We start from the raw sequence: 25,269 nt of genomic DNA, 5'->3' as shown, positions 1-25,269 counted from the left end.
GGATTCCGGACGGAGCTGACGCGGCACGCCCCCTCCACCGCGCTTCGCGCGGTCCCCCTCCCCGTGCCGGGGAGGATTTGCAGCCGCGCTCACAGGCTCCACCCCGGGAAGTTCGCTTCCCACTGTGGCGTCATCTTCTCGATATGCTTGGCGCAGGCCCCCTTCGCCAGATCGCGCACGCGGCCGATATAGGCCTGGCGCTCGGCGACCGAGATCACGCCCCGCGCCTGGAGCAGATTGAAGGTGTGGCTGGCCTTGATCGCCTGCTCATAGGCGGGGATCGGCAAGTTGCGGTCGAGGCAATTCTCGCACTCCGCCACTGCCTTGCGAAAGCCGTCGAACAGCGCATCGGTGTCCGCGACTTCGAAATTCCATTCGGACATCTGGCGCTCGTTCTCGAGGAACACATCGCCATAGGTCACGCCCGCGTCGTTGAACCTCAGCTCGTACACGCTGTCGACATTCTGGATGTACATCGCCAGCCGCTCCAGCCCGTAGGTGAGCTCACCGGCGACAGGCTTGCAATCGAACCCGCCCATCTGCTGGAAATAGGTGAACTGGGTGACTTCCATCCCGTCGCACCAGACTTCCCAGCCCAGCCCCCAGGCGCCCAGCGTGGGGCTTTCCCAATCGTCCTCTACGAAGCGGATATCGTGCAGCCCGAAATCGATGCCGATCGCCGCCAGGCTGCCCAGATACAGCTCCTGCAGGTCCGCCGGGCTGGGCTTCAGGATCACCTGATACTGGTAGTAATGCTGCAGCCGGTTGGGGTTCTCACCATAGCGGCCGTCGGTGGGGCGGCGGCACGGCTGGACGAACGCCGCGTTCCACGGCTGCGGCCCCAGCGCGCGGAGCGTGGTGGCCGTGTGAAAGGTGCCCGCCCCCATCTCCATGTCATAGGGCTGGAGGATCAGGCAGCCGCGATCGCTCCAATAGTCGTGGAGCGTGAGGATCATGCGCTGGAAGCTGGGGGCGGCGGTCTCGGGCAAGGTATGTTCGCAGGTGCGGAAGGGGAAATCCGCCCCGCTTTGGCGCAGCCGGCAGAACGGGTCAATGCCGCGGCCGTTGACTCGTGCGTGCGCCGCTGGCCCATTGTCCCGGATGAAGGGGAACGCTTGCCGGAAGGCCGCCTGCGCGGCGATGCTGCTGACGCTGCTGTGGCTCGCTGGCCCGACGGCGGCTCAGACGCCACAGCTTCCCTACCACGGCTATCCGATGGACGAGGCCGTAGCACTGGACGGCACCATCGTCCGCCCGCCAGCCGAGGCGGCAATGGAGCTGCTGTACGCGCTGGAACGCGAGCGGGTGCGCGAGACGCAGCCTTATGCCCCGGCGCCGGCGATCTGGCGCATCGCCGATGCCGATACGACCATCTATCTCTTCGGCACGATCCACAGCCTGCCGATCGGCTTCCGCTGGCGCAATCCGGGGCTGGAGGCGGTCATCCTGCGCGCCGATTCGCTGCTGCTGGAATCGGTGGAGGAAGAGACCGAGGGGATCGACCTGATGCTGGGGCTCGCCGGGCGCGAGAGCATGCCGCCGCTCCAGGATCGCATATCGCCGCGCTATCACGCCAAGCTCGCTGCCTTTCAGCGCACGCTCCCCGCCGCGCTCGTCGAACAGATGGACGCGATGCCAACCTGGGCCGCGGCGCTGAGCGTTTCCGCGGTCCGCGACATGCTGGCAGGCGAAGTCTCCGCCCAGGGGGCCGACGACTGGCTCGAACATCATTTCCGCAGCGTGGGCAAGCCGGTCGAGGCGATCGAGGACAGCGGCAGTGTGGTCGAAAGCATCAACGCCGTGCCCGAAGCTGCGCAGCGGCGGATGCTGGAGGCCGCGCTCATAACGCCGGCGCGCCGGCGCGAAGTGCTGGAAGGGCCCGCACATGCATGGGCGCGCGGCGAGGTCGGCCCCGATTCGCCGCTGATCATCATGCCGGAAGACCTGGACCCCTCCTCCGCCCTCGCCGATCCGATGCTGACCCGCCGCAACGCCGCCTGGGTGGAGGAGCTGATCGCGCGGCTCGACTCGCGCAGCGGCGTGATCCTGTTCGCCGCCGGAGCGGGCCATTTCGTCGGCTCCGGCTCCGTGCTGGAAATGCTGGAAACGCGCGGAGTGGCGATCGAGCGCGTGCAATAACGTTTCAGGGCGCGCGTGCTTGCCCTTTACGCGCGTCTCCCCTATAGGCGCGCGCTTGTCGTGGCAGGGTCATCCCTGGAGGCCTGCCCGGCGAAATGGACTGAACACATCAAGCGCATTCGGAGACTGCAATGAGCGAACAGCTTACGCTGTCGGCCGAGACGCGCGACCGGGCTGGCAAGGGAGCCTCCCGGGCGCTTCGTCGAGATGGCCGCGTGCCCGCCGTGATTTACGGCAACAAGGAAGATCCCGTCATCATCCACGTCGAAGAAAAGGCGCTGATGAAGCTCCTGATGACGGGCCACTTCATGAACTCGGTCGTGATGATCGAAGGCGCCGGCAAGAAGGCCGTGCGCACGCTGCCGAAGGACGTGGCGTTCGATCCCGTCACCGATCGTCCGGTGCACGCGGATTTCCTGCGCATCTCCGAACATGCCAAGGTGCACGTCAACGTGCCCGTCGTGTTCACCGAAGAGGCGCTGGCTCCGGGCATCAAGCGGGGCGGCGTGCTGAACATCGTGCGCCACGAAGTGGAGCTGGTGGTCGATGCGGCGAACATCCCCGACCAGATCGAAGCCTCGCTGAAGGGCCTCGAGGTCGGCGATTCGCTGCACATCTCGGCGGTCGCGCTGCCCGAGGGCGCCACTCCGGCGATCACCGATCGTGACTTCACCATCGCCACCGTCGTCGCGCCGTCGGCGCTGAAGTCGAGCGAAGGCGACACGACGACCGAGGAAGCCGGCGAGGCTGGCGAGGCCGAGGGCGAAGGCGAGTAAGCCTTTCCTCGATCTTCCGGGTCCGATACGCCGCCTCCGCACCCCGGTGCGGGGGCGGTGTTCGTTTTGGGGAAGTGTCCATGCAGCTCTGGGTCGGCCTCGGCAATCCGGGCCCGCAATATGCGATGCACCGGCACAATATCGGCTTCATGGCGCTGGACGCCATCGCCGAAGTGCACAGCTTCGGGCCAGTGAAGAAGCAGTTCCAGGGCTGGACCCGCGAGGGCCACGTCGGCAGCGCCAAGATCCTGCTGCTCAAGCCCGGGACCTATATGAACGAAAGCGGCCGCTCGATCCGCGCGGCAACGGATTTCTACAAGCTGGCGCCCGAGGAGGTGACCGTCTTTCACGACGAGCTCGATCTACCGCCATTCAAGGTGAAGGTGAAGGTCGGCGGCGGCACTGCCGGACACAACGGGCTGCGCTCGGCCGGTCAGCACATCGGCCCCGATTTCCGGCGCGTACGGATCGGAATCGGCCATCCCGGCCACAAGGATCGCGTCACCGGCTATGTTCTCGGCAACTATGCCAAGGCCGAACTGGAGGACCTCACCGATCTGCTCGGCGCGCTCGCTGCCGAAGCGCCGTGGCTTGCCGAAGGAAATGACGCGCGCTTCATGAGCGACGTCGCGCTCCGGCTCCAGCGCGACGCCTGAACGACGAGGAAGCGGGCGGCGGGCGCGATGCCCCGCCGCCCGCGCCTGCTCAGTTCTTGTTGCCGACGACGGTGCCGACGATCCGATATTCGGTGCCTGCGGCCGCGCCCGATGCGACGAAGCTGATACCGATCTCTTCGGCCACCGAGCCGTAATAGCCGCCGCTGAACAGGCCCGGCACCAGGCTGGTCGTCCCGAAATTGCCGGTGAACAGGTTCGCGCTCACCGGAACGCCGGCCGTGCCTTCGATCGTGCCGAGCGGCGTAACGACGCCGCCGGCATCGACTCGGCTGAGGTTCATCGAGAGCGTTACGAGGCCGCTCGAGAAGTTCACCGACATCGTGACCGTACCGTCCAGCCGGTCGATTGCCGTCGCTCCGCCCGTCACGCTCACCACGCGGCCGGACACGCGCGACGTATAGGCGGCGGTCCCGGTCGTCGGAATGTCGGCTACGACAGTGGGATAGCCGAACACGGTGGCCGTGATCCGCTTCTGCCCCGCCGTGGTGTCACCCCGCCACCAATTGGCATAGCTCACGCGCGTCAGCGCCTTGATCGTCTCGTTGCTCGAGACGCGATCCGGGATGCTGTTGTTGAGGAATTCGATCTGCGAGAATTTCCCGCCGGTGCCGGTCTCGCGGAAGACATATTCCGGAACAGTCGTCGCAGGCTGGACCGTCAGTTCGGCGTTGTTGAACCGCGTCTCCTCACTCGCCTCGGCGATCACATACTCGCCGCTCGTGATGTTGTTGTTGACTGCCAGAGTGACACGGCCGGTGCGCGTCTCGGTGGTCGCCGGCCCGAGCGTGACCGCGCCGGTCGCGGGGTCGCCGGTGTAGCTCGTTCCGGCGGAGATCGCCGTGAACTGGGTGGCCGCGCTCAACGGAAATGCAGTGTAGGTGGGGCTCGCCGTCGGCGTAGGCGTCGGCGACGTGGTCGGAGTGGGAGTCGGCGTCGGCGAAGCCGAATCGTCATTGTCGCCGCAGCCGCTGAGCAGCACGGGGACGGCAATTGCGCTGAGAAACAGGCTCCGGCGGATCATCGATACTCTCCACGATTGGTGACGTTGCGCGACTGCAACGAATTGGTCTGTACGCAGCCTGAACGGCAGCATCCATTTGCCCTCCAAAGCCGCTGCGCACCCGCAAATCAAGCCTTGCCTGCATTTACCTTCACATGCCCCGATTCACGCGGCCGTTCGCCCGTGACGATCGAAGGACAAGCCCATCCGCCGCAGCGCCTGCGCGGCTGGGCTCGACGGCAGGTGCGTGCGCTCGCCAAGCTGCGCAAGCGCCTTCAGCAGCGCGCGCTCGCCGGGCCGCGGCCTGGGCTGGCCGGCGAGGCCGAGCTGCCGCCGCAGGCCGGGCGGAACGAGATCGACTGCCGCGCGCACGGCCACGCGCTGCATCGGACGCAGCGGCAGCGGCAGGATCGGCGCGGTCCGCAGGATGTCGAGCAGTTCGTCCAGAATCGGCGACGGTGCGAGCGTCGGCTGCATGCGCGCAAACACCGCATCCACTGCGCCCTGGCTCAGCGGCGGCTCCTGCACGCCATATAGCGCTGCGCCCGCTTCCGCCTCGGCATAGTAGCGATCCCGCTGCGCTGCATCGATCGGTCGCACATAGGCGTGATAGGCTTCCAGAAAGCCGTACGCCGCCGTCACCTGTACCCACAGCAGCAGCTCCGGATCCTCGGCGGAATAGGCCAGCCCCTCCGGCGTGGTGCCGGTGATCCGGCCGTGCATCCGCCGCACCCGCGCCGCCATCGCCTCGAAGCTGCTGCGCGCGCCATAGACGGTGACCATTGCGGCCATTCCGGTGCGCCGCAAGCGGCCGGCGGGATCGCGCCTGAAGCTCGAATGGTCCCACACGCCGTGCCGCACGCGCGGCTCGCCCAGTTCGAGCAACACCGCGGCCATGCCGCCGATGTACATCGAAACAGGATTGGCGAAGACGCGCCAGGATACCGAATCCGGTGCGATCACCGAAGGCTCCCCCGGCGGCAGCGCGAAGTCGAATTCCGCCGGGCCGAGCAGCTTGGCCGAGAGCCGGTCGAGCGGCGTCGAGAGCAATGCGTCGATCATCGACGCACTAACGCGGCAACACCTCGCCTGGTCTCAGGCGCCCTTGTCCTCCAGGCTGTTGCGCAGCGCCTCGATCCGGAACATGCGCGCGTTCTTGTCAGGACCGGCAAGCGGTCCCTCGCCCATTTCGGCGACTTCCTGGATACAGGATGCGACGATTTGAAAACCGCGACCGGCGGAGCTTCCGCCGTCGCCGCCCGCGTGGAAGACATTTTCCACCTGATCGGCATAGGCCCAGTCGAGATAGGCGTCGAGGTTCGCCTGCGACAGCTCCGGCTGCGGCGGATCGGCCGCAATCACCGTTTCGCCGAGCCGATTCTCGATGCCCGAACGGAAATAGCTTCGATAGATGTCGAGATCGCCCACATCGGCTTCGCGCAGCGCCGCTTCCTGCCAGCGGATCGCGCTGAGGCACTGGACGTCATGTGCGAGGCCCGCCGCCAGCAGCTGCTCCTGATACTGCGCCTGGCGGTTCGCCGCCGCATCGGCCGCCGCCTTTTCCGCATCCTCGCCGCCGCCGCAACCGGCAATGGCCAGCGCAAGCGCGCCCGTGAATGCGAAGCGCGCGGTCCGGCGCAGAGTGGCGGTCATAGCGGCATCCTTCCCGTTCATGCTCTCGCCACGGTTTCGCGACGGCGCCGCTGCATGTCAACGCCACTGCGGGTGGCGCTTGCAATGGCGCCCGGCGCATGCTGAGCGGAAGCCATGCCGGTCCGCAGCCTGTTCGCCACGCGCTTTTACGAAGCCGCCATCGCGCCCGCGCTCGTCGCCGAGCTGGAGGAAGCGTGCCGCGCGCTGGCGCAGGAGGATCGGGCCGGCCGCGCCTGGGCCAAGGCGCACGGCTATCGCGGCTACACCTCCTACGCCTCGCTCAACGATCTGCCCGAGCGCGATCCGCGTTTCGACGACCTGCAGCGCGCACTGCGCCGCCACGTCGCCGATTTCGCCGAAGCCTGTGCGCTCGATCTCGACGGCAAGCGGCTCAAGCTCGACAGCCTCTGGGTCAATGTGATGAAGCCCGGCGCGGTCCATTCGGGCCATATCCATCCGCACAGCATCGTCTCGGGAACCGTCTATGTCGCGGTGCCGCCGGGATCGGGCGCGCTGAAGCTGGAGGATCCGCGCCTGCCGATGCTGATGGCTGCCCCGCCGCGCCGCGCCGACGCGCCGGCGGATCTTTCCACCTTCGTCTATGCCGAGCCGAAGCCGGGTAGCGTCTTTCTGTGGGAAAGCTGGCTGCGCCACGAAGTGATGCCCAATCAGGCGAAGGGCGAGCGGATCAGCGTGAGCTTCAACTATCGGCTGTAGCCGAGCCTCTGGCCTTGCCCGGCCGAAACCCCTATCCGCTCCCCTTCCCCTTCACATCAGGAACGATCCATGGGTTTCCGCTGCGGCATCGTCGGCCTTCCGAACGTCGGCAAGTCCACGCTTTTCAACGCACTCACGCAAACCGCCGCGGCGCAGGCGGCAAACTATCCCTTCTGCACCATCGAGCCCAATGTGGGGAATGTCGCGGTTCCCGATCCACGGCTCGACAAGCTGGCGGAGATCGCGGGTTCGGCGAAGAAGATCGAGACCCAGCTCGCCTTCGTCGACATCGCCGGGCTGGTGCGCGGCGCCAGCAAGGGCGAGGGCCTGGGAAACCAGTTCCTCGGCAACATCCGCGAAGTGGACGCGATCGTCCATGTGCTCCGCTGTTTCGAGAACGACGACATCCAGCACGTCGACAACAAGGTTGATCCGATCGCCGACGCCGAAACGGTCGAGACCGAGCTGATGCTCGCCGACCTCGAGAGCCTCGAAAAGCGCGTCCCCAATCTCGTCAAGAAGGCGCAGCAGGGCGACAAGGAAGCGAAGATCCAGGCCGGCGTGCTCGGCAAGGCGCTCGATCTGCTGCGCGAGGGCAAGCCGGCGCGGCTCACCGAAATCGCCGACCACGAAGAGGCGCGCGCGTTCGAACAGGCACAGCTGCTCACCGGCAAGCCCGTGCTCTACGTCTGCAACGTCAACGAAGAGGATGCAGCCGACGGCAACGCATTCTCCGCGCGCGTTTTCGAGAAGGCCAAGGCCGAGGGCGCCGAAGCCGTGGTCGTTTCCGCGGCGATCGAGGCCGAGATCGCCACCATGCCGCCCGAGGAGCGCGGCGAGTTCCTCGCCGAGCTCGGCCTCGAGGAGACCGGCCTCGCGCGTGTGATCCGTGCGGGATACAAGCTGCTGAACCTGCTCACCTTCTTCACGGTCGGTCCCAAGGAAGCGCGCGCCTGGACGGTGGAAGCGGGATCGAAGGCGCCGCAGGCCGCCGGCGAGATCCACACCGATTTCGAACGCGGCTTCATCCGTGCCGAAACGATCGCCTTTGAAGATTATGTCGCACTGGGTGGCGAAAGCGGCGCGCGCGACGCGGGCAAGCTGCGCCAGGAAGGCAAGGAATATGTCGTCCACGACGGCGACGTGATGCTGTTCCGCTTCAACGTCTGAGGCAGCATGGCCGGGTCAGGGGCGTCGAGAGCGCGCGCCCGGGGGTTCACGCTTCGAACGCTGCGATGATCGGGCACGGTCCCGCCTCTCCCGCCGCGCATTCGCGCGCGAGCTGCGCCAGTGCGCCGCGAGCCGCTTGCAGTTCCGCGATCCTCGCGTCGAGGGCCGCGACTCGCGCTCGCGCCATTTCGCGGGCGCGTGCCCGATCGTTGCCGGCATCCAGCGCGAGCAGCTCGCCGATCTCCTCCAGCGTGAAGCCCGCCGCCTGCGCCGAGCGGATGAAGCGCAGCCGCCGTACGTCGGAAGCGCCGTAGCGACGCACGCCTGCGCCGCGCGCGGGCGTGTCGATCAATCCGCGCCGCTGATAATAGCGGACGGTCTCCACGCCCACTCCGGCGGCCGCCGCCAGCTTCGCGATCGTCATTGCAGTCACGACTTGACTCCGTACCATGGTACGGACGCTATATCGCTTGCCGACTGCGAACGAACAAGGATCGGCACGATGGCCGCGCACGCGAAGACGGCGACTCTCTATCGCATGGTGATGGACAAGCACCTGTGCCCCTATGGGCTGAAGGCGCTGCACCTCCTGAAGCGAAAGGGCTATCGCGTCGACGACCAATGGCTCACCTCGCGCGCGCAGACCGACGCGTTCAAGGCCGAGCACGACGTGACTACGACGCCGCAGACGTTCATCGGCGGACAGCGAATCGGTGGCTACGACGATCTGCGCCGCCACTTCGGCCTGCCGGTGCGCGATCCGGATGCGACCAGCTACCGGCCGGTGGTCGCGGTCTTCGCGATCGCGGCGGCGCTCGCATTGGCGGTCAGCCATGCCGCATTGGGCACGCCGTTCACCGTCCGTGCCGCCGAGTGGTTCATCTCGATCAGCATGTGCCTGCTGGCGATGCTCAAGCTTCAGGACGTCGATCAGTTCGCCACCATGTTCCTCGGCTATGACCTGCTCGCGCAGCGCTGGGTGCCCTATGGCCGCATCTACCCCTATGCCGAAGGGATCGCAGGCGTACTGATGACTGCCGGCGCGCTCACCTGGTTTTCGGCGCCGCTGGCGCTGTTCATCGGCAGCATCGGCGGCGTGTCGGTTTTCAAGGCCGTGTATCTCGATCGTCGCGAGCTGAAATGCGCCTGTGTCGGCGGCAGCAGCAAGGTGCCGCTCGGCTTCGTCTCGCTGACCGAGAATGTGATGATGGTCGCCATGGCGATCTGGATGTTGCTCGGCCACTGACGGCCCCTCTGCGGAGATCTCGAAAATGATTCGTTTCGCCTCGATCGGCGGCGCTGCGCTGGCGCTGCTCGCGAGTCCCGCTGCCGCGCAGCACGCCGGCCAGGACGGGCACGACGGGCGCGAAATGCCTGCGCCGCCCAGCGCGGCAGCAACGGAGACCCAAGCCGATCCTGCCGTGCCGAATGCGCCCCTCCCGCCTGGCGCCACCTATGGCTCGGGAACGGCGCGGCTGCCGTCGGCAGAGGGCGGGATGCACGGGCTGCATCTCGCAACCGGCGACTGGATGGTGATGGCGCACGGCTACCTCTGGGGCGCCTATACCGACCAGTCGGGTCCGCGCGGTGACGACATGGCGTTCGTCGGCTCGATGGCGATGCTCACCGCCGGGCGCGAATTCGCCGGTGGGGCACGTTTCGAGGCACGCACGATGCTGAGCCTCGAGCCGCTGATGGGCGCGCCCGGCTACCCCAATCTCTTCGCGACTGGCGAGGCGGCGAACGGCGAAGCCCTCGTCGATCGCCAGCATCCGCACGATCTGTTCATGGAACTCGCGGCCCGAGTGGACGTGCCGCTGGGCGGCGACGTCAGCGGCTTCCTCTACGGCGGACCGGTCGCGGAGCCTGCGCTCGGCCCCTCCGCGTTCATGCACCGCGGCTCGGCGCGCTACATGCCGCTCGCCCCGATCACGCACCACTGGTTCGACAGCACCCACATCACCTATGGCGTGGTCACCGCCGGCGTCGCCACGCCGCGCTTTCAGATCGAGGCATCGGCCTTTCGTGGCCGCGAGCCGGACGAAGCGCGCTGGGACATCGAAACGCCGAAGCTCGACAGCTGGAGCCTGCGCGCGAGCTGGACGCCGACGCCTAACTGGGCGCTCCAGGTCAGCCACGGGCGGCTGGAGAGCCCCGAGGAACTGCATCCCGGGCAGGACGAGGCACGTACCACGGCCAGCGTGCACTATTCGGCCGGGGGCATTGCGACCACGCTCGCCTTCTCGGCGAAGAACCGCGTTCCCGGCGACACACTCACTGCCTGGCTGGCGGAAGCGAACTGGAACCTCGATGGCCGCAACGACCTGTTCGGCCGAATCGAGAGCGTCGCCAACGACGAGCTGCTTCCGGATCATCATCATTCGCTGCACGACCGGCAGTTCCGCGTCGCTCGGTTCGAAGCGGGCTATGCCCATCGCCTGCCGCTGACAGGCCCGCTCAGCCTCGCGCTCGGCGGTTCGCTGGCCGCGTTCGACCGGCCAGAGGCGCTGCGGAGCGCCTATGGCGATCCGTTCGGCTATACGCTGTTCGCCAGGCTGTCGCTCGGCGATTGACGTCCGCCGTCACATTGCTGACCCCAAGCTGGGGCAGAGGGCGGGCATGCATTGGTCCAGCAAGATTCTCGCCGCCGGCGTCGCCGCGCTGCTTCAGGCCTGCGTCACTGCGCCCGCCATCGCGCCCGAGCCGCCGACCGCGCCTGCGGCGCCGGCCATTGCCGAAGTGCGCGAGCCGGTCACGATCCTCGTGTCGATCGACGGCTTCCATCCCGACTATCTTCGGCGGGGAGTGACTCCGGTCCTCTCCGGCCTTGCCGCGCAAGGCGTCGAGGCGTCGATGCGCCCCTCCTTTCCGACCAAGACCTTCCCCAACCACTATACGATCGTCACCGGGCTGCGCCCGGATCGCAGCGGCATCGTCGCCAATCGTTTCGAGGATCCCGAGCGGCCCGGCGAGACCTTCACCATGGCGACCAGCGATTCGCATTATTGGGAACAGGCCGAGCCGATCTGGGTGGCGGCGGAGCGCGCGGGCATCCGCACTGCGACGATGTTCTGGCCCGGCTCGAACGTCGAGATCCGCGACACGCGTCCGTCCGACTGGCAGCAATTCAACCAGGAAGTGAGCGGGCGCCAGCGCGTCGATGCGATCATCGATTGGCTGCGCCGGCCGCCGACCACGCGCCCGGAGTTCCTGACGCTCTATTTCGATACCGTCGACACCGCGGGCCACCGCTTCGGCCCGGAGGCGCCCGAAACCACGGCGGCGGTTGCCGAGGTCGATTCATTGATCGGGCGGCTGACGGCCGAGCTCACCGCACTCGGACAGCCCGCGAACCTCGTGATCGTTTCGGATCATGGCATGGCGGCGACGCACGAGGATCGCATGATCCGGATCGATCGCATGCTTCCCCCGGAATCCTTCCGCGCGGTCGAGACCGGCCCCTATGCCGGCATCGTCCCGGCGGAGGGCGCCGAGAATCAGGTGGCCGCGGCGCTCCTCGCGCCGCACGAGCACATGCAATGCTGGCGGCGCGAGGATATTCCCTCCCGCCTTCACTATGGCAGCAATCCGCGCGTACCACCGATCATCTGTCTCGCCGAGCTGGGCTGGCTGATCCTGGCCGCCGATCCCGAGTGGCCGATCACCGGCGGCAGCCATGGCTGGGACAATGCGGCGCCCGAGATGCGCGCGCTGTTTCTGGCCAGCGGCCCGGCGTTCGCGGCGGAGCGGACGCTCCCGCCGTTCGACAATGTCGCCGTCGAACCGCTGCTCCGTCACCTGATCGGCTTGCCGCAGCGCGATGATATCGACGGAACGATCGCGCCGTTCGAAGACGTGCTGCTTCGTTGAAGTCTTGCGCGGCATCGGTTTTCATCCGAAACGACTGGCATGCGCTATCTGGAAGATATCGAGGTCGGCACCGTCTCACGCTTCGGCAGCTATGCGGTCACGCGCGAGGAAGTGCTCGACTTCGCCGGGAAATATGATCCGCAGCCGTTCCACCTTTCCGACGAGGCGGCCGCGCAGACACATTTCGGCCGCATCGCCGCGAGCGGCTGGCATAGCTGTTCGATGACGATGGCGATGATCGTCGAGAATATGAAGGAGCACCCGCAGGCAGGCCTCGGCGCGGTAGGCGTCGACGAACTGCGCTGGGTGAAGCCCGTCTATCCCGGTGACGTGCTGCGCTGCGAGAGCGAAGTGATCGACGTACGTCCCTCGACCAGCCGGCCCGAAATGGGCAGCGTCAAATCACGCACCACGACCTTCAATCAGAACGACGAGCCGGTGCTGCGCTTCATTGCAATCGCGCTGATCCGTCGCCGCCCGAACGAGTAGCGTCAGCGGCTTGGCGCCGGCTCAGTTTCCGTCCCGCCGCCACCGCCAATGCTCGCGACGATCGCCGTCGCGGCGGTCCCTGCGCCATTCCCGCCGATCGTCGCGGCGATCCTGACGCCAGTCGCGCCGATCGTCGCGCCGATCCTGCCGCCAGTCGCGGCGGTCATCGCGATAGTCGCGCCGCTCGTCACGGCGAAAGTCGCGCCAGTCCGATCGCATGTTCCGGCGGTCGCCGCGCCACGCCTGGCGCCGCGTTTCCCAATAGTGCCGCTGCGCCTGATTCCAGCGATAGCGGCGGCGGTTGCTGTCATAGACGTACACGCCGGTGCCGGGATAATAATAGTCGTTGTACCAGCCCCAATAGGGGCTGCCGTATCGGTTGTCGTAATAGCCGTTGCCGTAATATCCATCGTCGTAATAGCCGGTCGAACCATAGCCGACCGAGACACCCGAATAGCCATAGCCGTCGGTGCAGCCGGCCAGCGCAAGGGTTCCTGCCGCGGCAGCGGCGATCAGGGCGGGCTTCGTCAGAAAAGGCATCGGATCGGTCCTCGCATCGCAGTGTGGCGCGGAGGGCGGACCGGCTCGCAGGCAAGGCGCGCCCGCGCCGTTGATACTCGGACGAACCCCGCAGTCTCGCGAAGGGTTCCCGAATCTATGCCACGATGGCGCGCGATCGGCCGCTGCAGCCAGCGGCGATGCGGGGAGTCAGTCGCCTTCGAACGCGACGAGCGAGCGCACCGTAATCCCGTCCCCACGCAGTGCCTCGGCGCCGCCCAGATCGGGCAGATCGACGACGAAGCCCGCCTGCCGCACAGTGGCGCCTGCCTTGCGCAGCAGCCGTACCGCCGCGCGCGCGGTGCCGCCCGTGGCGATCAGATCGTCGACCAGCAGCACGTTCGCGCCCGGCGCGCAGGCATCGGCATGGATGGCGATCCGATCGGTGCCATATTCGAGCGCATATTCCTCGGCGATGGTTGCGCCCGGCAGCTTGCCGTCCTTGCGGATCAGCAGCACGCCTGTGCCGAGCTTGATCGCCAGCGGGGCGGCGAACAGAAAGCCGCGCGCATCGACTCCGGCGACGAGATCGATCGGCGCCTCCACCTGCTCGGCCATGCGGTCGATGGTGAGGCGCAGCCCTTCGGCGTCGAGCAACAAGGTGGTGATGTCGCGGAACTGGATGCCGGGTTTGGGAAAGTCCGGAATCGTCCGGATGCGGCTCCGGATATCCTCGTTCTCGGCTTCGGCCACGGCCGCTCTCCCCTCGCCTAGTCGCTTCCGGCCGCCCTTCGAACCGGCCTCCTGGGGCGGAAGCTCAGTGCTTCACGCCCCGCCACACGGTCAGATAGGCGCCATAAGCGAGGAAGCTCGCGATGATCAGGAAGATCACGCTGGCCAGGCCCGCCTGGTGCCGCGTCTCCAGCGTCGGCTCGGCCGTCCACACGAGGAACGCCGAAACGTCGCGCGCCATCTGTTCCACCGTCGGTCGCGTGCCGTCCACATACTGCACCTGCCCTTCGGAGGTCAGCGGCGGCGGCATCGCGATGTTCAGCGTCGGAAAGAAGCGGTTGAAATACAGCCCCTGCGGCGTCGTGAACTCGGGGAACTCGTGGCGCAGCTCGGCCGAGGGATCGCCATAGCCGATCAGCAGCGAGTAGATATAGTCGGACCCGCCCCCGCGCGCCTTCGCGATCAGCGTCAGATCCGGCGGAACCGCATTGTTGTTGGCCGCACGCGCCGCGACCTCGTTCGCATAGGGCGACGGGAAGCGGTCGGACGCAAGGTTCGGACGCGTCGTGGCCTCACCCGTGTCGGGATTGATCGAGGGGGTTTCGATCGGCCACTGCGCCGCGATCGCCTTGATCTCGGCCTCGTTGTAGCCGATCCCCTCAAGCTCGCGGAACGAAGCGAGCCGCAGCGAATGGCACGAGGCGCAGACTTCCCGATAGACCTGGAAGCCGCGCTGCAGCTGCTGCCGGTCGAAGTGACCGAACGGGCCGTCGGAGGCAAGATCGAGCGACACCGGTTCCTCGTGGAACTCGTGCTCGACCGTCTCCTCGGCGGGCTCGTTGATGGCACCGGCGATGGTGCCGATCATGCCGAGCAGCAGGACGCCGACGAAGCCGAGGCCGATCAGGAATTTGATCGATTTTACGAAGAGCGCAGACATTGTTCCGGAGTCCCCTTTACGCGCTCACTGCGGATTCGCTGACGCGGCTTCCGCTCTCGCCCTTCAGCACCGCTTCGGTGATCGAATTGGGCAGCGGGCGCGGGCGTTCCAGACGCGAAATGATCGGCACGATGATCAGGAAGAAGGCAAAGTAGTACGCCGCGGCGATCTGGCTGATGACCACGTTGACCGCGACCGGTTCGGCTCCGCCGACATAGCCCAGCACCAGCACGTCGAGCACCAGGATCCAGAAGAACACACGGTAGACCGGCCGAAAATTGGCCGAGCGTACCGGAGACTTGTCGAGCCACGGCAGGAAGAACAGCAGCAGGATCGAACCGAACATCGCCAGCACGCCCCAGAGCTTGGCCGGGATGATGAAGTCGACGGTGAACGCCTTGAGGATCGCGTAGAACGGCAGGAAATACCATTCGGGCACGATGTGTGCCGGCGTCGAGAGCGGGTTCGCCTCGATGTAATTGTCCGGGTGCCCCAGCATGTCGGGGTAGAAGAAGATCAGCACCGAGAACACGAGCAGGAAGATCGCGAGCCCGAACCCGTCCTTGGCCGTGTAATAGGGGTGGAATGGAACGGTATCCTGCTCGCCCTTCACTTCCACGCCGGTCGGGTTGCCCGAGCCGGGGATGTGCAGCGCCCAGATGTGGAGGATGACCACGCCCAGGATCACGAACGGCAGCAGATAGTGCAGCGAGAAGAAGCGGTTCAGCGCCGCGTCGTCCGGAGCATAGCCGCCGAGCAGCCAGATGCGGATCGTGTCGCCCACCACCGGAATGGCGGAGAAGAAGCCGGTGATCACCTGCGCGCCCCAGAAGCTCATCTGCCCCCAGGGAAGCACATAGCCCATGAAGGCAGTCGCCATCAGCAGCAGGAAGATCACGACGCCGAGCAGCCAGATCATCTCGCGCGGCGCCTTGTACGATCCGTAGAACAGACCGCGCGCCATGTGGATATAGACCACGATGAAGAACATCGAGGCGCCGTTGGCGTGCGCGAAGCGCAGGAACCAGCCGGCGTTCACGTCGCGCATGATCGTGCCGTTGACGCTCTGGAACGCTCCGGCCGCGCTCGAATGGAAGTGCATCGCCAGCACAATGCCGGTGACGATCTGCACCACCAAGGCGACGCCGGCCAGGACACCGAAGTTCCAGAAATAGTTCAGGTTGCGCGGTACCGGATAGCCGGCGCCGACCGCGTTATACACGAAACGCGGAAGGGGAAGCCGACTGTCGACCCACTGCATGAGCGGATGCTTCGGCGCATATTGTTTTGCCCAGGGAAAGCTCATTGCAGCCTAGTCCTCAACCCACCACGATCGTCGTATCAGACGTGAATTCATAAACCGGCACTTCCAGGTTCGTCGGTGCCGGGCCCGAACGGATGCGGCCCGCGGTGTCGTACGCCGAACCATGGCACGGGCAGAAATAGCCGCCGAACGGACCCTTGTTCTCGCCCGCGCCGGCGCCCAGCGGCACGCAGCCCAGATGCGTGCACACGCCCAGCGTCACCAGCCAGTTCGCCTTGCCCTCCTTGGTCCGCTCCTCCAGCGTCTGCGGATCGCGCAGATCGCCGATCGGCACGGCGTCGGCAGCCGCGATCTCGGCGGGCGTCAGGTTGCGCACGAAAAGCGGCTGCTTGCGGAAGGTCGTCTTGATCGCCTGACCCGGCTCGATCGCGGAAAGATCGACTTCGGTCACCGACAGCGCGAGCACGTCGGCGGAAGGATTCATCGAGTTGACGAGCGGCAACACGACCACGCCGGCACCAACGCCGCCGAAAGCGATCGCAGCGATCTGGAGATAGTCTCGACGGCGCGGGTTCTCGAGCACCTCGCCACCAGGTCCGACTGTCTGGTCGGGGGAGACACCATCATCAAGCGTTGCCATGCTTCAGCCCTTGCACTTCGACTTCTTCCGCGCGGGACCGCGCGATACCGGAACAGGGACGCGGATCGCGCCCGGGCCTCCCGGTACCCCCGGCGGCTGGCGGGCCTGATAGACGCGACGCGGCGGCTTTGCCAACAGGCATTTTGACCGGGATGTTACGGAGCCGCTGCGCAAACCACCCTAGGGGAATTGCCTGACCCCGGCCGATCGCCGCGCCCGGCGCGGTTTTGCCGAGGGCGCGCGCCCATGGCAGGCTGCGGTCGCGCGGTGAGGATTCGCCGCGCCCGGCGCTGTTGCCGCAGCGACTCCACGCACTCTTCTTCTACCGGAGCCTTCATGCGCGTCGCGCTCTACGAACCCGATATCGCCGGCAATGTCGGCACGGTCCTGCGCACCGCCGCCTGCTTCGGTGTCGGCGTCGACCTGATCGAGCCGATGGGCTTCCCCTGGAGCGATCGCGCGCTCGCCCGCGCCGGAATGGACTATGCCGCCCAGGCACAGGTGAAGCGGCACGCCGACTGGGGGGCCTTTGCCGGATCGGCGAGCGGCCGCATCGCCCTGTTCACTACCCATGGCACGGTCCCCTTGCCCGAAGCGCGGTTTCGCCCCGGTGACACGCTTCTCTTCGGCTCGGAAAGTCGCGGTGTGCCGGAGGACGTCCATGGCTTCGCCGACCTTGCGATCCGCATTCCGCTCCGGCCCGGCATGCGCTCGCTGAACGTCGCCGTAGCCGCCGGAATTGCCCTCGCCGAGGCACTTCGCCAGACCGACGGCTGGCCCTGAGGCGCGATTTGCCTACGCGAGTCGGCCTCGCTACCAGCGCTCCCATGCAACCGCTCGACGACCGCCAGACCGCCGCCCGCCAGTGGTTCGAATCGCTGCGCGATTCGATCTGCGCCGAGTTCGAGGCGATCGAGCGCGAGGCCGGCTCCGACGCCGCGTTCGCATATACGCCCTGGGATCGCACCGATCCCTCCGGCGAACCTGGCGGCGGCGGCGTTCGCGGCGTGATGAAGGGGCGCGTGTTCGAGAAGGTGGGGGTCAACGTCTCCACCGTCGGCGGCAGTTTCGAAGGCGATTTCGCCCGGACGATCCACGGCGCGGCCGAGGATCCACGCTTCTTCGCCACCGGGATCAGCCTGGTCGCGCACATGGCCAATCCGCATGTGCCTGCGGTGCACATGAACACTCGCTATCTGGTCACGACCAAGGCGTGGTTCGGCGGCGGCGCGGACCTCAACCCGCCGATCCCGTACGCAGAGGACACCGCCGAATTTCACGCCGCACTGAAGGCCGCGTGCGACGCGCATGATCCGGCCCATTATTCGCGCTTCAAGCAATGGGCGGACGACTATTTCTACATCCCCCACCGCAAGGTGCACCGCGGCGTGGGCGGCATCTTCTACGATCACCTCGAAGGCGATTGGGATGCGAATTTCGCCTTCACTCGGGACGTAGGGCGCGCCTTCCTCGACGTGTTTCCGAAAATCGTGCGGCGGCGGATGGGAACGTCCTTCACCGATACGGACAAGGCGCGCCAGCTCGAATGGCGCGGGCGCTATGCCGAATTCAACCTGGTGTATGATCGCGGCACGCTCTTCGGGCTCAAGACCGGCGGCAACATCGACGCCATTCTGATGAGCCTGCCGCCCCAGGCGACATGGGACTGATCCCCGTCGCGGACGGCGACGTGGCCACCATCGTCACGTCGCTCGAAATGCGCGAGCGTCCCCGCCCTGCCCCGTTGCCGCCGTCATCGTTCGCGCTGCGCCGCTGGCGCGCGCCCGATCCGGATCGCTATCGCCTGCTCTTCCGCCGCGTCGGCGCTCCCTGGCTGTGGTTCTCTCGGCTCGCCATGGGCACGCAGCAGCTGGAGGCGATTCTTTCGGACGATCGAATCGAAGTCTATGCCGCCACCGACCGGGCCGGAATCGAAGTGGGAATACTCGAGCTCGATTTCCGCGAATCCGGGCAGTGCCAACTCGCCTATCTCGCGCTTGTGCCCGAGCTGGTCGGAAAGGGGAACGGCGGCTGGCTGATGCGCCACGCGCTTGCCCTCGCCTGGCGCAAGGGAGTCGAACGGGTCTGGGTTCATACCTGCACGCTCGACCATCCATCGGCGCTGGGATTCTATCGTCACTACGGGTTCGTGCCGTATCGCCGCATCGTCGAGACCTTTCCCGACCCGCGGCTCGCCGGCATATTGCCGATCGAGGCGGCGCCTCAGATCCCGTGCTTGGGTCGCGACTCCGACAGCCGGCGATAGGCCGCCGTCTGAACGAGCACCATCGCCAGCGCGACCGCCGCGGCGATCGTTGCACCCAGCGCATCGAGAAGCGCGCGAACCGCATCGCCCACAAACCCTTCGAGGCCGAGGCCGAGGTAAAGCTCACCGATCAGTACCGCGCCGAAATAGCCGACCGAAAAGATCACCATCGTCGCCAGAAGCAGCAGCCAGCCGTTTCCCTGCGTCAGTCGAAACGCGCGCAGCAGCGCATCGCCGGGCCCGCGCCCAGGCTCGGCCATGACCACCGCTCCGGTCAGGAACGTGCGGCCGAGCAGATACAGGCCGGGCAGGATGAAGATCATCCAGCCGGCCGCGATCAGCGCCATCGCCGCGGCATAGACGAGCACATAAATCGGCAGCCGCTGCAACGCCGCCGCCATTGCCTCTCCGGCGCTCGGCCGGCGCTTGGCGAGCAGCAGCGCGAACAGCACCGCACCCCCGAACAACTCGACCAGCCGCTCGGCGAGCAGCCAATGGGCATTGGCGGTGAACCACTGAGCCATCTGCGCGAACGCTGCCTCGGCGGTCGCCTCGCCTGCCTCCGGCGCAGGCTGGGGCACCGGAACGAAGAGCCGGAAAGCATAGGCGGGCAGGAAGAAGAAAACGCCCGCGATTCGCACGAGCAGATCACTTTCCTTGCGCCACAGTGCCAGCGCGTCGGCGAACACGCCGGCGAAATCGAGCCTCATGCCGGAGACACGGCGCGCTCGCGCTCGCTCACGAGCGCGACGTAGAGCTTGGCCTGGAAGACGGCGGCGATCACCGCGAACGCCGTCTGCACCGCCGCCACCGTCACCGACGTCAGCACGCCGGCCAGCGTCACCCCGTCCTCGCCACCGGCGATCAGGCGGAAGATCGACCCGAACACCCACAGCGCGGCGGAACGCGCGACCACCAGCATGAGCAGGAACAACAGCAACACGCCGACGATCGCCAGCACATGCCCGCGCGTGAGTGCGAACGAGCGCCGAATGGCATCGAACATCCGTCGCTCGTGCACGATCAGCGGGCTGAGGGGCATCAGCCGCGCGGCCGCCCAGATCAGGAACAGGACCAGCGCGATGCAATAGAGCGCCACGGCCCATGCGAGCGCAGGCGGCAAATCCAGCGCCATATCGCCGGTCGCGATCAGCAGGCCCGGATCCTGCCCGCCCAGCGCCAGCAACAGCGGCACACCGAGGAAAAGCACGAAAAGAACCAGCATCAACGCGATCCACACCGCGAGCGCAGGCAGAAGCCGGCGCCGGGCGACGTTGCCGGCATCGGCCGTCGCATTGGCATCGGCCGCCATGGCGATCAGCGCCAGCGTGCCCCACAAGGACAGCAGCGCGAACGCCACCGAGATCAGGCTCAGCACCAGCTCCAGCCCGGCGCTCGCCGTATCGCGCGCCGCGGGAAAGTTTCCCTCGATCGAGGCGGGCACGAAAAAGGAGATCAGCGCGATCGGCAGTATGACGCCCAGATTGTCGCTTATGAACTCGGCAGTCCTGTCCCAGACAGTGCCCATCTTCACCATCGGTGGCGCTTCCCCTTGAGGCTCGGCGGGGTGTTAGCCGATTGCGGCTCGGCTTGCCAATGCTTGCGCAATCGGCCGCTACGGCGCAATCGGGCGGGCATGGAAACGCTGGTCAACGGCATCGAATGGCGCACGGAACCGGCGCCTGTTCCCTACCCCGAGGCGCTGGCGGCGATGGAGGAGCGCGCGGCCGCGATCATGCGCCGCGAAGCGCGCGAGCGCGTGTGGCTGCTCGAACATCCGCCGGTCTATACCGCCGGAACGAGTGCCGACCCGTCCGAACTCATCGATCCCCGCTTCCCGGTGCATGCCACCGGCCGCGGCGGCCGCTACACCTACCACGGTCCGGGGCAGCGCATCGGTTATCTGATGCTCGACCTTCGCGAGCGGCGCCGCGACGTGCGGCATTTCGTCCATGCGGTGGAGGGCTGGGTGATCGCAGCGCTGGCGCTCCACGGCATCGAAGCCTTTGCCACGCCCGACCGGATCGGAATCTGGACCCGCGCGGGGGGAACGGAAGCGAAGATCGGGGCGATCGGGGTGCGAATCAGGCAGTGGGTGACGCTGCATGGATTTGCCGTGAATCTATCGCCGAATCTGGCCGATTTCGCCGGCATCGTGCCCTGCGGGATCGCGGAATACCCGGTAACGAGCGCCGATCGACTGGGCATCTCGATCACGCATAGTGACTTTGATTCGTCTCTTTTTGCCACATTTCCGCCATTTTTGGACGGACTCGCCCCACCCTGACGAAAACCACTCTTGAGGGCTTCCGCCGAAGCGTCTAATGTCTACCCCGATTTGGGTATTAACGGCCCTCCGCCGTCCAAATCCATATCTAGGGAGCTTTTACATGCGTGCACTTCTCTCCAAGCTCGTCGCGGGTTCGATGATCGCCGGCGCCGCCCTCGCGGTTTCGGCCTGCACCGAAGAGACCACCGTCGCGGTTAACGAAACCTCGAACGAAATCGTTCCGATCGACGAAATGGGCGCCGACGAGAACATGGTCACCACGCTCGATGCGACGGACAACCTGACCGACATGAACATGATGGACGACACCATGGACATGAACACGACCATGGACAACACCATGGTCGCCAACGAGATGTAAGAACCGCGCATTGCGCAGTTCTGCGGGGCCGCCCGGGGCGACCGGGCGGCCCCGTTTCGTTTCCGCAACTATCCGCAGTGTCCCAGGGGGGCAGCCATCCGCCGCCGTTTCCCTTGCAAAAAGCTCTTGGGAGCCGCGCCAAAACACCGTACCGGATGGGGCGCGACCAGGCGAAGAGGATAGCATGTTCGTTCCGCGTTTCGTACTCGTGCTGGCTGCTGCGGCCGGCCTTTTCGGCGCCGCCCCGGCGTCCGCACAATTCTTCTTCAAGTCCGCCGACCTTGCCGGCCCCCGCGTCACCGGGGCCGAGCCCGGTATGACCGGACCCGAGCTTCCCCAGGCAACGCCCGAGGAACTGCGCGCGGCGCTGGTGTGGAATCTGCGCGCCGCACTCAATGTCGCGGCGCTCCAGTGCCAGTTCGAGCCGACGCTGCTGACGCTCAACAACTACAACTCGATCCTCACCGAGCATAAGGACGAGCTCAAGACCTCGTATGAAACGCTCGAGCGCTACTTCAACCGAGTCTCGCCCAGTCGCCGGGAAGGTCAGGCGGAGCTCGACCGGTTCGGCACACGGGTCTATTCGGGCTTTTCCACGGTTTCGGCGCAGCTCACCTTTTGCCAGACCGCCGCTTCGATCGCCGACCAGGCGATCTTCACCGAAGAAGGCGCGCTCGGCGATCTCGCCCAGTCGCGGATGCGCGAACTGCGCAACAGTCTCGTCCCCTGGGGCGAGCAATTCGCTCCCGAGCAGCAGAGCGCCGAGATTCTGATGCCGAAAATGCCTCCGTTCGGCGAGCGACGCTGCTGGCGTCGCGACGTCTATCGCGAGCGGCGCTGCGGCCCGCTATAGGCGCGAGCGGCGCTAGCGCAGCCCCAGCAACTTGTGCGTCTGGAGCGACAGCCGCCACTGCGGCCGCTCCAGCGCGAAGCGAACCGCCGCGGCGACATTGGCTTCGCCACGGGCATCATCCATCGGCTGGACGAGGCGATGGCGAAAGTCCCAGCGTTCCAGCTCCTCGACGTCGGTGCCCGGCTGCGGCCAGACGAGCTTGAGCTCGTCGCCCGAACGCTGCACCACGTTGCTTCCCGCCTTGGGGCTCACGCAGACCCAGTCGATGCGCGGATGCACGGGCAAGGTCCCGTTGGTCTCGATCGCGATGCGAAAGCCGCGCGCATGCAGCGCATCGACGAGCGAGTCGTCGATCTGCAGCATGGGTTCGCCGCCGGTCAGCACCACGAAACGGGCTTCGCTGCCCTCGCCCCAATGTTCCTCGGTCGCGCGCGCGAGCGCATCGGCGTCGGCGAAGCGGCCGCCGCCCGCTCCGTCCGTGCCGACGAAATCGGTGTCGCAGAAGCGGCAGACCGCCTTCGCACGATCCGCCTCGCGGCCCGACCAGAGGTTGCAGCCGGCGAAGCGCACGAAGACGGCGCGCGCGCCCGCGTTCACGCCCTCGCCCTGGAGCGTCAGGAAGCTCTCCTTGACGGCATAGCTCATGCTCAGGGCGCCGTGGCGTAGACCGTCGGGTCGCGCAGCCCGGCCTCGACAAAGCCCTTCGAGCGCAGCCGGCAACTGTCGCACAGGCCGCAATGCACGCCTCCGGGCGCCGGATCGTAGCACGACCAGCTCAGCCCCGCGTCGAGCCCCAACCGATCCGCCTCACGCGCGATATCGGCCTTGGTCATGTGCTGGAGCGGCGCATGCACGCGGAACGGATCGCCTTCGACCCCCGCCTTGGTGCCGACCGCGGCGAGCCGCTCGAACGCTTCGATGAACTCCGGCCGGCAATCGGGATATCCCGAATAATCGAGCGCATTGACGCCGATGAACAGGTCGCGCGCGCCCGCGGCTTCCGCCCAGCCGAGCGCGAGGCTCAGAAAGATCGTGTTGCGCGCGGGAACATAGGTGACTGGTATATCGGCGCCGACACCATGCTTCGGCACGTCGATCGCGGCGGTAAGCGCCGAACCTCCGAAGGCGCGCAGATCGATCGGGAGCACCACATGCCGCTCGGCGCCGAGCGCGGCCGCGATGCGCCGCGCCGCTGCCAGCTCGACCTGGTGGCGCTGATTATAGTCGATGGAGAGCGCCAGCAGCCGATAACCGGCCTCGCGCGCGCTGGCGGCGGCGACCATCGAATCCAGCCCTCCGGAGACGAGGACGACGGCAGCGGGAGCAGAGTTAGTCATCGCCTCCTCGGCTAGCGCTTTCTCGCCCAAGGTCCAGCCCCTCGGCGGCGGCGCGAACAGAAAAAGGGCCGCTCGGGCGAGCGGCCCAGGATCAAACGCTGCCAAAAGGAAATGTCCCGCAAGGGACACCGCCTTCTACTACGATCTTGGTAAACAAAGGGTTCCGTGCCGGCTCAGTTGCAGGGGCCTACGCGCCGTGCTTCCATCGCGAGAAGGAACGGCGCGCCGGCCTCAATGCCCTGCGCGTCGATCCGGGCGAGCCGCGGCGTTTCCACCAGCACGGTGGTGCGGCCAGTGCCGCGCCCGGCGCACGAATACTGCACCGTCGCCGTCCGGCCCGAATTTTCGATCACCCGCTGCGTGCACTGCGCTCCGCTCAGGCGCGGGCGCAGCAGCACGACCGCGTCGCGCAGGCAGATCCGGCGTACCGCCCCGCCGTTCAGCTCCCGCAGCTCCCACGCGCCGAGTTCGAGCTCCTCGAGCGCACGAAAGGTCCCGACGCCATCCTGCACGGGCAGCGCGCCGGCCGTACCGGCGACGAGCAACGCTCCGGCCGCTGCCGGCCGCGCGAACTGCATGAGCCGCATTTCGATCTCCTAGCGGGCGAGCCCGCGTTGCGCGAGTCTTCGCCCGAACATCACTCTCTCGCGATTCGGGCAAAAGAGTCCAGTATTACAGTGACGACGCTGCGAAGTCCGACAGCGAAACCGGGAAATTGCGCGCGCAGAATGCACAATCGACCGTAATCATGCCCTCAGCATCGGCCATTGCCTGCCGCTCCTCTGGCGGAAACTTGCCCAGGACTTGCGTGATATACTCCGCATCGCAGCGGCAACCGCGCGAAAGCTCCGTGCCCGCCAGCACGCGCACTTCGCTCTCCTCGTTGAACAGCCGCCAGACGAGGTTCTCGAGCGGGATCGACGAATCCGCCAGCTCGTCCGCACCCATCGTGGCGCCGAGCGCCTCGACATGGCCCCATTCGGGATGGTCGAGCCGGGTGTGCAGCCGTTCGCGACCTTCCTCGCCCTCGGGCAGATGCTGGAGGAACAGCCCGCCCGCGATCAGCCGTCCCTCGCCGTCGCGGCCAAGGCCGAGCCGCACGAGGCTGGGGATCTGCTCCGACTGAAGGAAATAGCTCTCGGCCGCCTGCGCGATCGAATCGCCGTCGAGCGGGACGATTCCCTGATAGCGCTCGCCGGTCGCCGCCTGGTCGAAAGTGACCGCCAGATAGCCCTGGTTGAACATCGCGAACAGCGAGGGGTTCTTGCCGAGCAGCGCCAGCCGATCGGCGTCATACTGGACGTAGCCGCGCAGTTCGCCGCCCTTGTAGTCGCACACCATCAGGCTCACGATGCCATGCTGGGTCTGCGCCTGCAGGGTCAGCTGGCCGCCGGCATCCTTCAGCGTCGAGCCGAGCAGCGCAGTGAGCGTCAGCGCTTCCGCAAGCAGCCGCTCGATCGGCGGCGGATAGGCATGCGCCGACAAGATCTCGTCGAGCACCGGTCCGAGCCGCGTCACGCGGCCGCGCGCATTCCGTTCGGGAAGAGTGAAGCCGATCGCGCGGTCGAGATCGGCGGGGCGTGGTGTGTCGGTCACG

At 66.7% G+C, this 25,269-nt stretch carries 31 protein-coding genes; 15 read left to right on the top strand and 16 right to left on the bottom strand.

Going from position 1 to position 25,269, the window contains the following annotated elements:
• Positions 1-89 precede the first annotated feature (89 nt).
• A complete protein-coding gene (locus tag H7V21_RS14360) occupies positions 90-956 on the bottom strand; it encodes a glycine--tRNA ligase subunit alpha (protein ID WP_188056578.1) in 867 nt (288 codons plus the stop codon).
• 145 nt (positions 957-1,101) lie between these two features.
• Here H7V21_RS14360 and H7V21_RS14355 point away from each other — a divergent pair, with 145 nt between their 5' ends.
• The 3 genes from H7V21_RS14355 to pth all read left to right on the top strand — a co-directional run bounded on the left by H7V21_RS14355 (position 1,102) and on the right by pth (position 3,571).
• A complete protein-coding gene (locus H7V21_RS14355) occupies positions 1,102-2,139 on the top strand; it encodes a TraB/GumN family protein (protein ID WP_188054386.1) in 1,038 nt (345 codons plus the stop codon).
• 131 nt (positions 2,140-2,270) lie between these two features.
• Entirely contained in the window at positions 2,271-2,915 is a 645-nt protein-coding gene (locus tag H7V21_RS14350) for a 50S ribosomal protein L25/general stress protein Ctc (RefSeq protein ID WP_188054385.1), read from the top strand.
• Positions 2,916-2,995: 80 nt separating this feature from the next.
• Positions 2,996-3,571: an aminoacyl-tRNA hydrolase gene (gene pth, locus H7V21_RS14345; protein WP_188054384.1), complete on the top strand. Its 576-nt coding sequence runs from the start codon at positions 2,996-2,998 to the stop codon at positions 3,569-3,571.
• A gap of 49 nt (positions 3,572-3,620) precedes the next feature.
• Here the strand turns inward: pth and H7V21_RS14340 are convergent, their stop codons facing one another.
• From H7V21_RS14340 to H7V21_RS14330, 3 genes are all read right to left on the bottom strand, one after another.
• Positions 3,621-4,613 carry a hypothetical protein gene (locus tag H7V21_RS14340; protein ID WP_188054383.1) on the bottom strand — a complete coding sequence of 331 codons (993 nt, stop codon included), beginning with the start codon at positions 4,611-4,613 and terminating at the stop codon, positions 3,621-3,623.
• A gap of 144 nt (positions 4,614-4,757) precedes the next feature.
• A complete protein-coding gene (locus H7V21_RS14335; protein WP_188054382.1) occupies positions 4,758-5,654 on the bottom strand; it encodes an oxygenase MpaB family protein in 897 nt (298 codons plus the stop codon).
• A 33-nt stretch (positions 5,655-5,687) separates the two neighbouring features.
• A complete protein-coding gene (locus tag H7V21_RS14330) occupies positions 5,688-6,245 on the bottom strand; it encodes a hypothetical protein (RefSeq protein WP_188054381.1) in 558 nt (185 codons plus the stop codon).
• Between the two features lie 114 nt (positions 6,246-6,359).
• Between H7V21_RS14330 and H7V21_RS14325 the strand changes: the two genes are divergently transcribed.
• Positions 6,360-6,962 (top strand): TIGR02466 family protein, encoded by a 603-nt coding sequence (locus H7V21_RS14325; RefSeq protein ID WP_188054380.1) that lies wholly within the window; start codon positions 6,360-6,362, stop codon positions 6,960-6,962.
• A 69-nt stretch (positions 6,963-7,031) separates the two neighbouring features.
• Positions 7,032-8,132, top strand: a complete 1,101-nt coding sequence (gene ychF, locus H7V21_RS14320; RefSeq protein WP_188054379.1) for a redox-regulated ATPase YchF — start codon at positions 7,032-7,034, stop codon at positions 8,130-8,132.
• 46 nt (positions 8,133-8,178) lie between these two features.
• On the opposite strand, the gene H7V21_RS14315 is transcribed toward ychF, so the two are convergent.
• Positions 8,179-8,556, bottom strand: coding sequence for a MerR family transcriptional regulator (locus H7V21_RS14315; protein WP_223177085.1), 378 nt, complete (start codon positions 8,554-8,556; stop codon positions 8,179-8,181).
• A gap of 78 nt (positions 8,557-8,634) precedes the next feature.
• On the opposite strand from H7V21_RS14315, the gene H7V21_RS14310 reads away from it, so the two are divergent.
• The 4 genes from H7V21_RS14310 to H7V21_RS14295 are packed head-to-tail and all read left to right on the top strand — an operon-like array spanning position 8,635 to position 12,491.
• On the top strand, positions 8,635-9,378 hold the full coding sequence (locus H7V21_RS14310) for a MauE/DoxX family redox-associated membrane protein (protein WP_188054377.1): 744 nt from the start codon (positions 8,635-8,637) through the stop codon (positions 9,376-9,378).
• A gap of 25 nt (positions 9,379-9,403) precedes the next feature.
• Positions 9,404-10,705, top strand: coding sequence for a hypothetical protein (locus tag H7V21_RS14305; protein ID WP_262503896.1), 1,302 nt, complete (start codon positions 9,404-9,406; stop codon positions 10,703-10,705).
• A gap of 46 nt (positions 10,706-10,751) precedes the next feature.
• The gene (locus tag H7V21_RS14300) at positions 10,752-12,002 is read left to right on the top strand and encodes an ectonucleotide pyrophosphatase/phosphodiesterase (RefSeq protein ID WP_188054376.1); all 1,251 of its coding nucleotides are present in this window, start codon (positions 10,752-10,754) and stop codon (positions 12,000-12,002) included.
• Positions 12,003-12,041: 39 nt separating this feature from the next.
• Positions 12,042-12,491: a MaoC family dehydratase gene (locus tag H7V21_RS14295; RefSeq protein WP_188054375.1), complete on the top strand. Its 450-nt coding sequence runs from the start codon at positions 12,042-12,044 to the stop codon at positions 12,489-12,491.
• A 21-nt stretch (positions 12,492-12,512) separates the two neighbouring features.
• Here the strand turns inward: H7V21_RS14295 and H7V21_RS14290 are convergent, their stop codons facing one another.
• The 5 genes from H7V21_RS14290 to petA form a co-directional block, all read right to left on the bottom strand.
• Positions 12,513-13,031, bottom strand: coding sequence for a hypothetical protein (locus tag H7V21_RS14290; RefSeq protein ID WP_188054374.1), 519 nt, complete (start codon positions 13,029-13,031; stop codon positions 12,513-12,515).
• 168 nt (positions 13,032-13,199) lie between these two features.
• Positions 13,200-13,742, bottom strand: coding sequence for an adenine phosphoribosyltransferase (locus H7V21_RS14285; protein WP_188054373.1), 543 nt, complete (start codon positions 13,740-13,742; stop codon positions 13,200-13,202).
• Positions 13,743-13,806: 64 nt separating this feature from the next.
• Entirely contained in the window at positions 13,807-14,661 is an 855-nt protein-coding gene (locus H7V21_RS14280; RefSeq protein WP_188054372.1) for a cytochrome c1, read from the bottom strand.
• A gap of 16 nt (positions 14,662-14,677) precedes the next feature.
• Positions 14,678-15,967 carry a cytochrome b gene (locus H7V21_RS14275; RefSeq protein ID WP_188054371.1) on the bottom strand — a complete coding sequence of 430 codons (1,290 nt, stop codon included), beginning with the start codon at positions 15,965-15,967 and terminating at the stop codon, positions 14,678-14,680.
• A gap of 13 nt (positions 15,968-15,980) precedes the next feature.
• Entirely contained in the window at positions 15,981-16,565 is a 585-nt protein-coding gene (gene petA / locus H7V21_RS14270; protein WP_188054370.1) for a ubiquinol-cytochrome c reductase iron-sulfur subunit, read from the bottom strand.
• A gap of 336 nt (positions 16,566-16,901) precedes the next feature.
• On the opposite strand from petA, the gene H7V21_RS14265 reads away from it, so the two are divergent.
• The 3 genes from H7V21_RS14265 to H7V21_RS14255 are packed head-to-tail and all read left to right on the top strand — an operon-like array spanning position 16,902 to position 18,831.
• On the top strand, positions 16,902-17,348 hold the full coding sequence (locus tag H7V21_RS14265; RefSeq protein WP_188054369.1) for a tRNA (cytidine(34)-2'-O)-methyltransferase: 447 nt from the start codon (positions 16,902-16,904) through the stop codon (positions 17,346-17,348).
• Between the two features lie 44 nt (positions 17,349-17,392).
• Positions 17,393-18,235 carry an oxygen-dependent coproporphyrinogen oxidase gene (gene hemF / locus H7V21_RS14260; protein WP_188054368.1) on the top strand — a complete coding sequence of 281 codons (843 nt, stop codon included), beginning with the start codon at positions 17,393-17,395 and terminating at the stop codon, positions 18,233-18,235.
• Complete coding sequence (locus H7V21_RS14255) at positions 18,226-18,831, top strand: GNAT family N-acetyltransferase (RefSeq protein ID WP_188054367.1); 606 nt, start codon at positions 18,226-18,228, stop codon at positions 18,829-18,831. The genes hemF and H7V21_RS14255 overlap by 10 nt, the downstream gene beginning before the upstream one ends.
• Here H7V21_RS14255 and H7V21_RS14250 read toward each other — a convergent pair.
• Both H7V21_RS14250 and H7V21_RS14245 read right to left on the bottom strand, forming a co-directional pair.
• The gene (locus H7V21_RS14250; RefSeq protein ID WP_188054366.1) at positions 18,789-19,541 is read right to left on the bottom strand and encodes a hypothetical protein; all 753 of its coding nucleotides are present in this window, start codon (positions 19,539-19,541) and stop codon (positions 18,789-18,791) included. The two genes, H7V21_RS14255 and H7V21_RS14250, sit on opposite strands and share 43 nt — an antisense overlap.
• On the bottom strand, positions 19,538-20,368 hold the full coding sequence (locus tag H7V21_RS14245) for a hypothetical protein (RefSeq protein WP_188054365.1): 831 nt from the start codon (positions 20,366-20,368) through the stop codon (positions 19,538-19,540). Before H7V21_RS14245 ends, H7V21_RS14250 begins: the two co-directional genes overlap by 4 nt.
• Positions 20,369-20,467: 99 nt before the next feature.
• On the opposite strand from H7V21_RS14245, the gene lipB reads away from it, so the two are divergent.
• From lipB to H7V21_RS14230, 3 genes are all read left to right on the top strand, one after another.
• Entirely contained in the window at positions 20,468-21,118 is a 651-nt protein-coding gene (gene lipB / locus H7V21_RS14240) for a lipoyl(octanoyl) transferase LipB (RefSeq protein WP_188054364.1), read from the top strand.
• A 103-nt stretch (positions 21,119-21,221) separates the two neighbouring features.
• Positions 21,222-21,482 (top strand): hypothetical protein, encoded by a 261-nt coding sequence (locus tag H7V21_RS14235; protein ID WP_188054363.1) that lies wholly within the window; start codon positions 21,222-21,224, stop codon positions 21,480-21,482.
• 184 nt (positions 21,483-21,666) lie between these two features.
• The gene (locus H7V21_RS14230; protein ID WP_188054362.1) at positions 21,667-22,335 is read left to right on the top strand and encodes a hypothetical protein; all 669 of its coding nucleotides are present in this window, start codon (positions 21,667-21,669) and stop codon (positions 22,333-22,335) included.
• A gap of 12 nt (positions 22,336-22,347) precedes the next feature.
• On the opposite strand, the gene queE is transcribed toward H7V21_RS14230, so the two are convergent.
• The 4 genes from queE to H7V21_RS14210 form a co-directional block, all read right to left on the bottom strand.
• Entirely contained in the window at positions 22,348-22,980 is a 633-nt protein-coding gene (gene queE / locus H7V21_RS14225) for a 7-carboxy-7-deazaguanine synthase (protein WP_188054361.1), read from the bottom strand.
• Between the two features lie 2 nt (positions 22,981-22,982).
• The gene (gene queC / locus H7V21_RS14220; RefSeq protein WP_188054360.1) at positions 22,983-23,672 is read right to left on the bottom strand and encodes a 7-cyano-7-deazaguanine synthase QueC; all 690 of its coding nucleotides are present in this window, start codon (positions 23,670-23,672) and stop codon (positions 22,983-22,985) included.
• 173 nt (positions 23,673-23,845) lie between these two features.
• Entirely contained in the window at positions 23,846-24,259 is a 414-nt protein-coding gene (locus H7V21_RS14215; protein WP_188054359.1) for a DUF3617 domain-containing protein, read from the bottom strand.
• 85 nt (positions 24,260-24,344) lie between these two features.
• Entirely contained in the window at positions 24,345-25,268 is a 924-nt protein-coding gene (locus H7V21_RS14210) for an Hsp33 family molecular chaperone HslO (protein WP_262503895.1), read from the bottom strand.
• Position 25,269 lies beyond the last annotated feature (1 nt).

Origin of the sequence: Sphingosinithalassobacter sp. CS137, assembly GCF_014334115.1 — a bacterium.
Taxonomy (GTDB): Bacteria; Pseudomonadota; Alphaproteobacteria; order Sphingomonadales; family Sphingomonadaceae; genus Sphingomonas.
The sequence above is the reverse complement of the archived record's forward strand: the minus strand, read 5'-3'. Positions and strand labels throughout refer to the sequence as shown.

Bases quoted from the DNA above. Each gene is read 5' to 3' on its own strand.
- H7V21_RS14360 (WP_188056578.1), bottom strand. From the start codon at position 956: ATGATCCTCACGCTCCACGACTATTGGAGCGATCGCGGCTGCCTGATC.
- H7V21_RS14355 (WP_188054386.1), top strand. From the start codon at position 1,102: ATGAAGGGGAACGCTTGCCGGAAGGCCGCCTGCGCGGCGATGCTGCTG.
- H7V21_RS14350 (WP_188054385.1), top strand. From the start codon at position 2,271: ATGAGCGAACAGCTTACGCTGTCGGCCGAGACGCGCGACCGGGCTGGC.
- pth (WP_188054384.1), top strand. From the start codon at position 2,996: ATGCAGCTCTGGGTCGGCCTCGGCAATCCGGGCCCGCAATATGCGATG.
- H7V21_RS14340 (WP_188054383.1), bottom strand. From the start codon at position 4,613: ATGATCCGCCGGAGCCTGTTTCTCAGCGCAATTGCCGTCCCCGTGCTG.
- H7V21_RS14335 (WP_188054382.1), bottom strand. From the start codon at position 5,654: ATGATCGACGCATTGCTCTCGACGCCGCTCGACCGGCTCTCGGCCAAG.
- H7V21_RS14330 (WP_188054381.1), bottom strand. From the start codon at position 6,245: ATGACCGCCACTCTGCGCCGGACCGCGCGCTTCGCATTCACGGGCGCG.
- H7V21_RS14325 (WP_188054380.1), top strand. From the start codon at position 6,360: ATGCCGGTCCGCAGCCTGTTCGCCACGCGCTTTTACGAAGCCGCCATC.
- ychF (WP_188054379.1), top strand. From the start codon at position 7,032: ATGGGTTTCCGCTGCGGCATCGTCGGCCTTCCGAACGTCGGCAAGTCC.
- H7V21_RS14315 (WP_223177085.1), bottom strand. From the start codon at position 8,556: ATGACGATCGCGAAGCTGGCGGCGGCCGCCGGAGTGGGCGTGGAGACC.
- H7V21_RS14310 (WP_188054377.1), top strand. From the start codon at position 8,635: ATGGCCGCGCACGCGAAGACGGCGACTCTCTATCGCATGGTGATGGAC.
- H7V21_RS14305 (WP_262503896.1), top strand. From the start codon at position 9,404: ATGATTCGTTTCGCCTCGATCGGCGGCGCTGCGCTGGCGCTGCTCGCG.
- H7V21_RS14300 (WP_188054376.1), top strand. From the start codon at position 10,752: ATGCATTGGTCCAGCAAGATTCTCGCCGCCGGCGTCGCCGCGCTGCTT.
- H7V21_RS14295 (WP_188054375.1), top strand. From the start codon at position 12,042: ATGCGCTATCTGGAAGATATCGAGGTCGGCACCGTCTCACGCTTCGGC.
- H7V21_RS14290 (WP_188054374.1), bottom strand. From the start codon at position 13,031: ATGCCTTTTCTGACGAAGCCCGCCCTGATCGCCGCTGCCGCGGCAGGA.
- H7V21_RS14280 (WP_188054372.1), bottom strand. From the start codon at position 14,661: ATGTCTGCGCTCTTCGTAAAATCGATCAAATTCCTGATCGGCCTCGGC.
- H7V21_RS14275 (WP_188054371.1), bottom strand. From the start codon at position 15,967: ATGAGCTTTCCCTGGGCAAAACAATATGCGCCGAAGCATCCGCTCATG.
- petA (WP_188054370.1), bottom strand. From the start codon at position 16,565: ATGGCAACGCTTGATGATGGTGTCTCCCCCGACCAGACAGTCGGACCT.
- H7V21_RS14265 (WP_188054369.1), top strand. From the start codon at position 16,902: ATGCGCGTCGCGCTCTACGAACCCGATATCGCCGGCAATGTCGGCACG.
- hemF (WP_188054368.1), top strand. From the start codon at position 17,393: ATGCAACCGCTCGACGACCGCCAGACCGCCGCCCGCCAGTGGTTCGAA.
- H7V21_RS14255 (WP_188054367.1), top strand. From the start codon at position 18,226: ATGGGACTGATCCCCGTCGCGGACGGCGACGTGGCCACCATCGTCACG.
- H7V21_RS14250 (WP_188054366.1), bottom strand. From the start codon at position 19,541: ATGAGGCTCGATTTCGCCGGCGTGTTCGCCGACGCGCTGGCACTGTGG.
- H7V21_RS14245 (WP_188054365.1), bottom strand. From the start codon at position 20,368: ATGGTGAAGATGGGCACTGTCTGGGACAGGACTGCCGAGTTCATAAGC.
- lipB (WP_188054364.1), top strand. From the start codon at position 20,468: ATGGAAACGCTGGTCAACGGCATCGAATGGCGCACGGAACCGGCGCCT.
- H7V21_RS14235 (WP_188054363.1), top strand. From the start codon at position 21,222: ATGCGTGCACTTCTCTCCAAGCTCGTCGCGGGTTCGATGATCGCCGGC.
- H7V21_RS14230 (WP_188054362.1), top strand. From the start codon at position 21,667: ATGTTCGTTCCGCGTTTCGTACTCGTGCTGGCTGCTGCGGCCGGCCTT.
- queE (WP_188054361.1), bottom strand. From the start codon at position 22,980: ATGAGCTATGCCGTCAAGGAGAGCTTCCTGACGCTCCAGGGCGAGGGC.
- queC (WP_188054360.1), bottom strand. From the start codon at position 23,672: ATGACTAACTCTGCTCCCGCTGCCGTCGTCCTCGTCTCCGGAGGGCTG.
- H7V21_RS14215 (WP_188054359.1), bottom strand. From the start codon at position 24,259: ATGCGGCTCATGCAGTTCGCGCGGCCGGCAGCGGCCGGAGCGTTGCTC.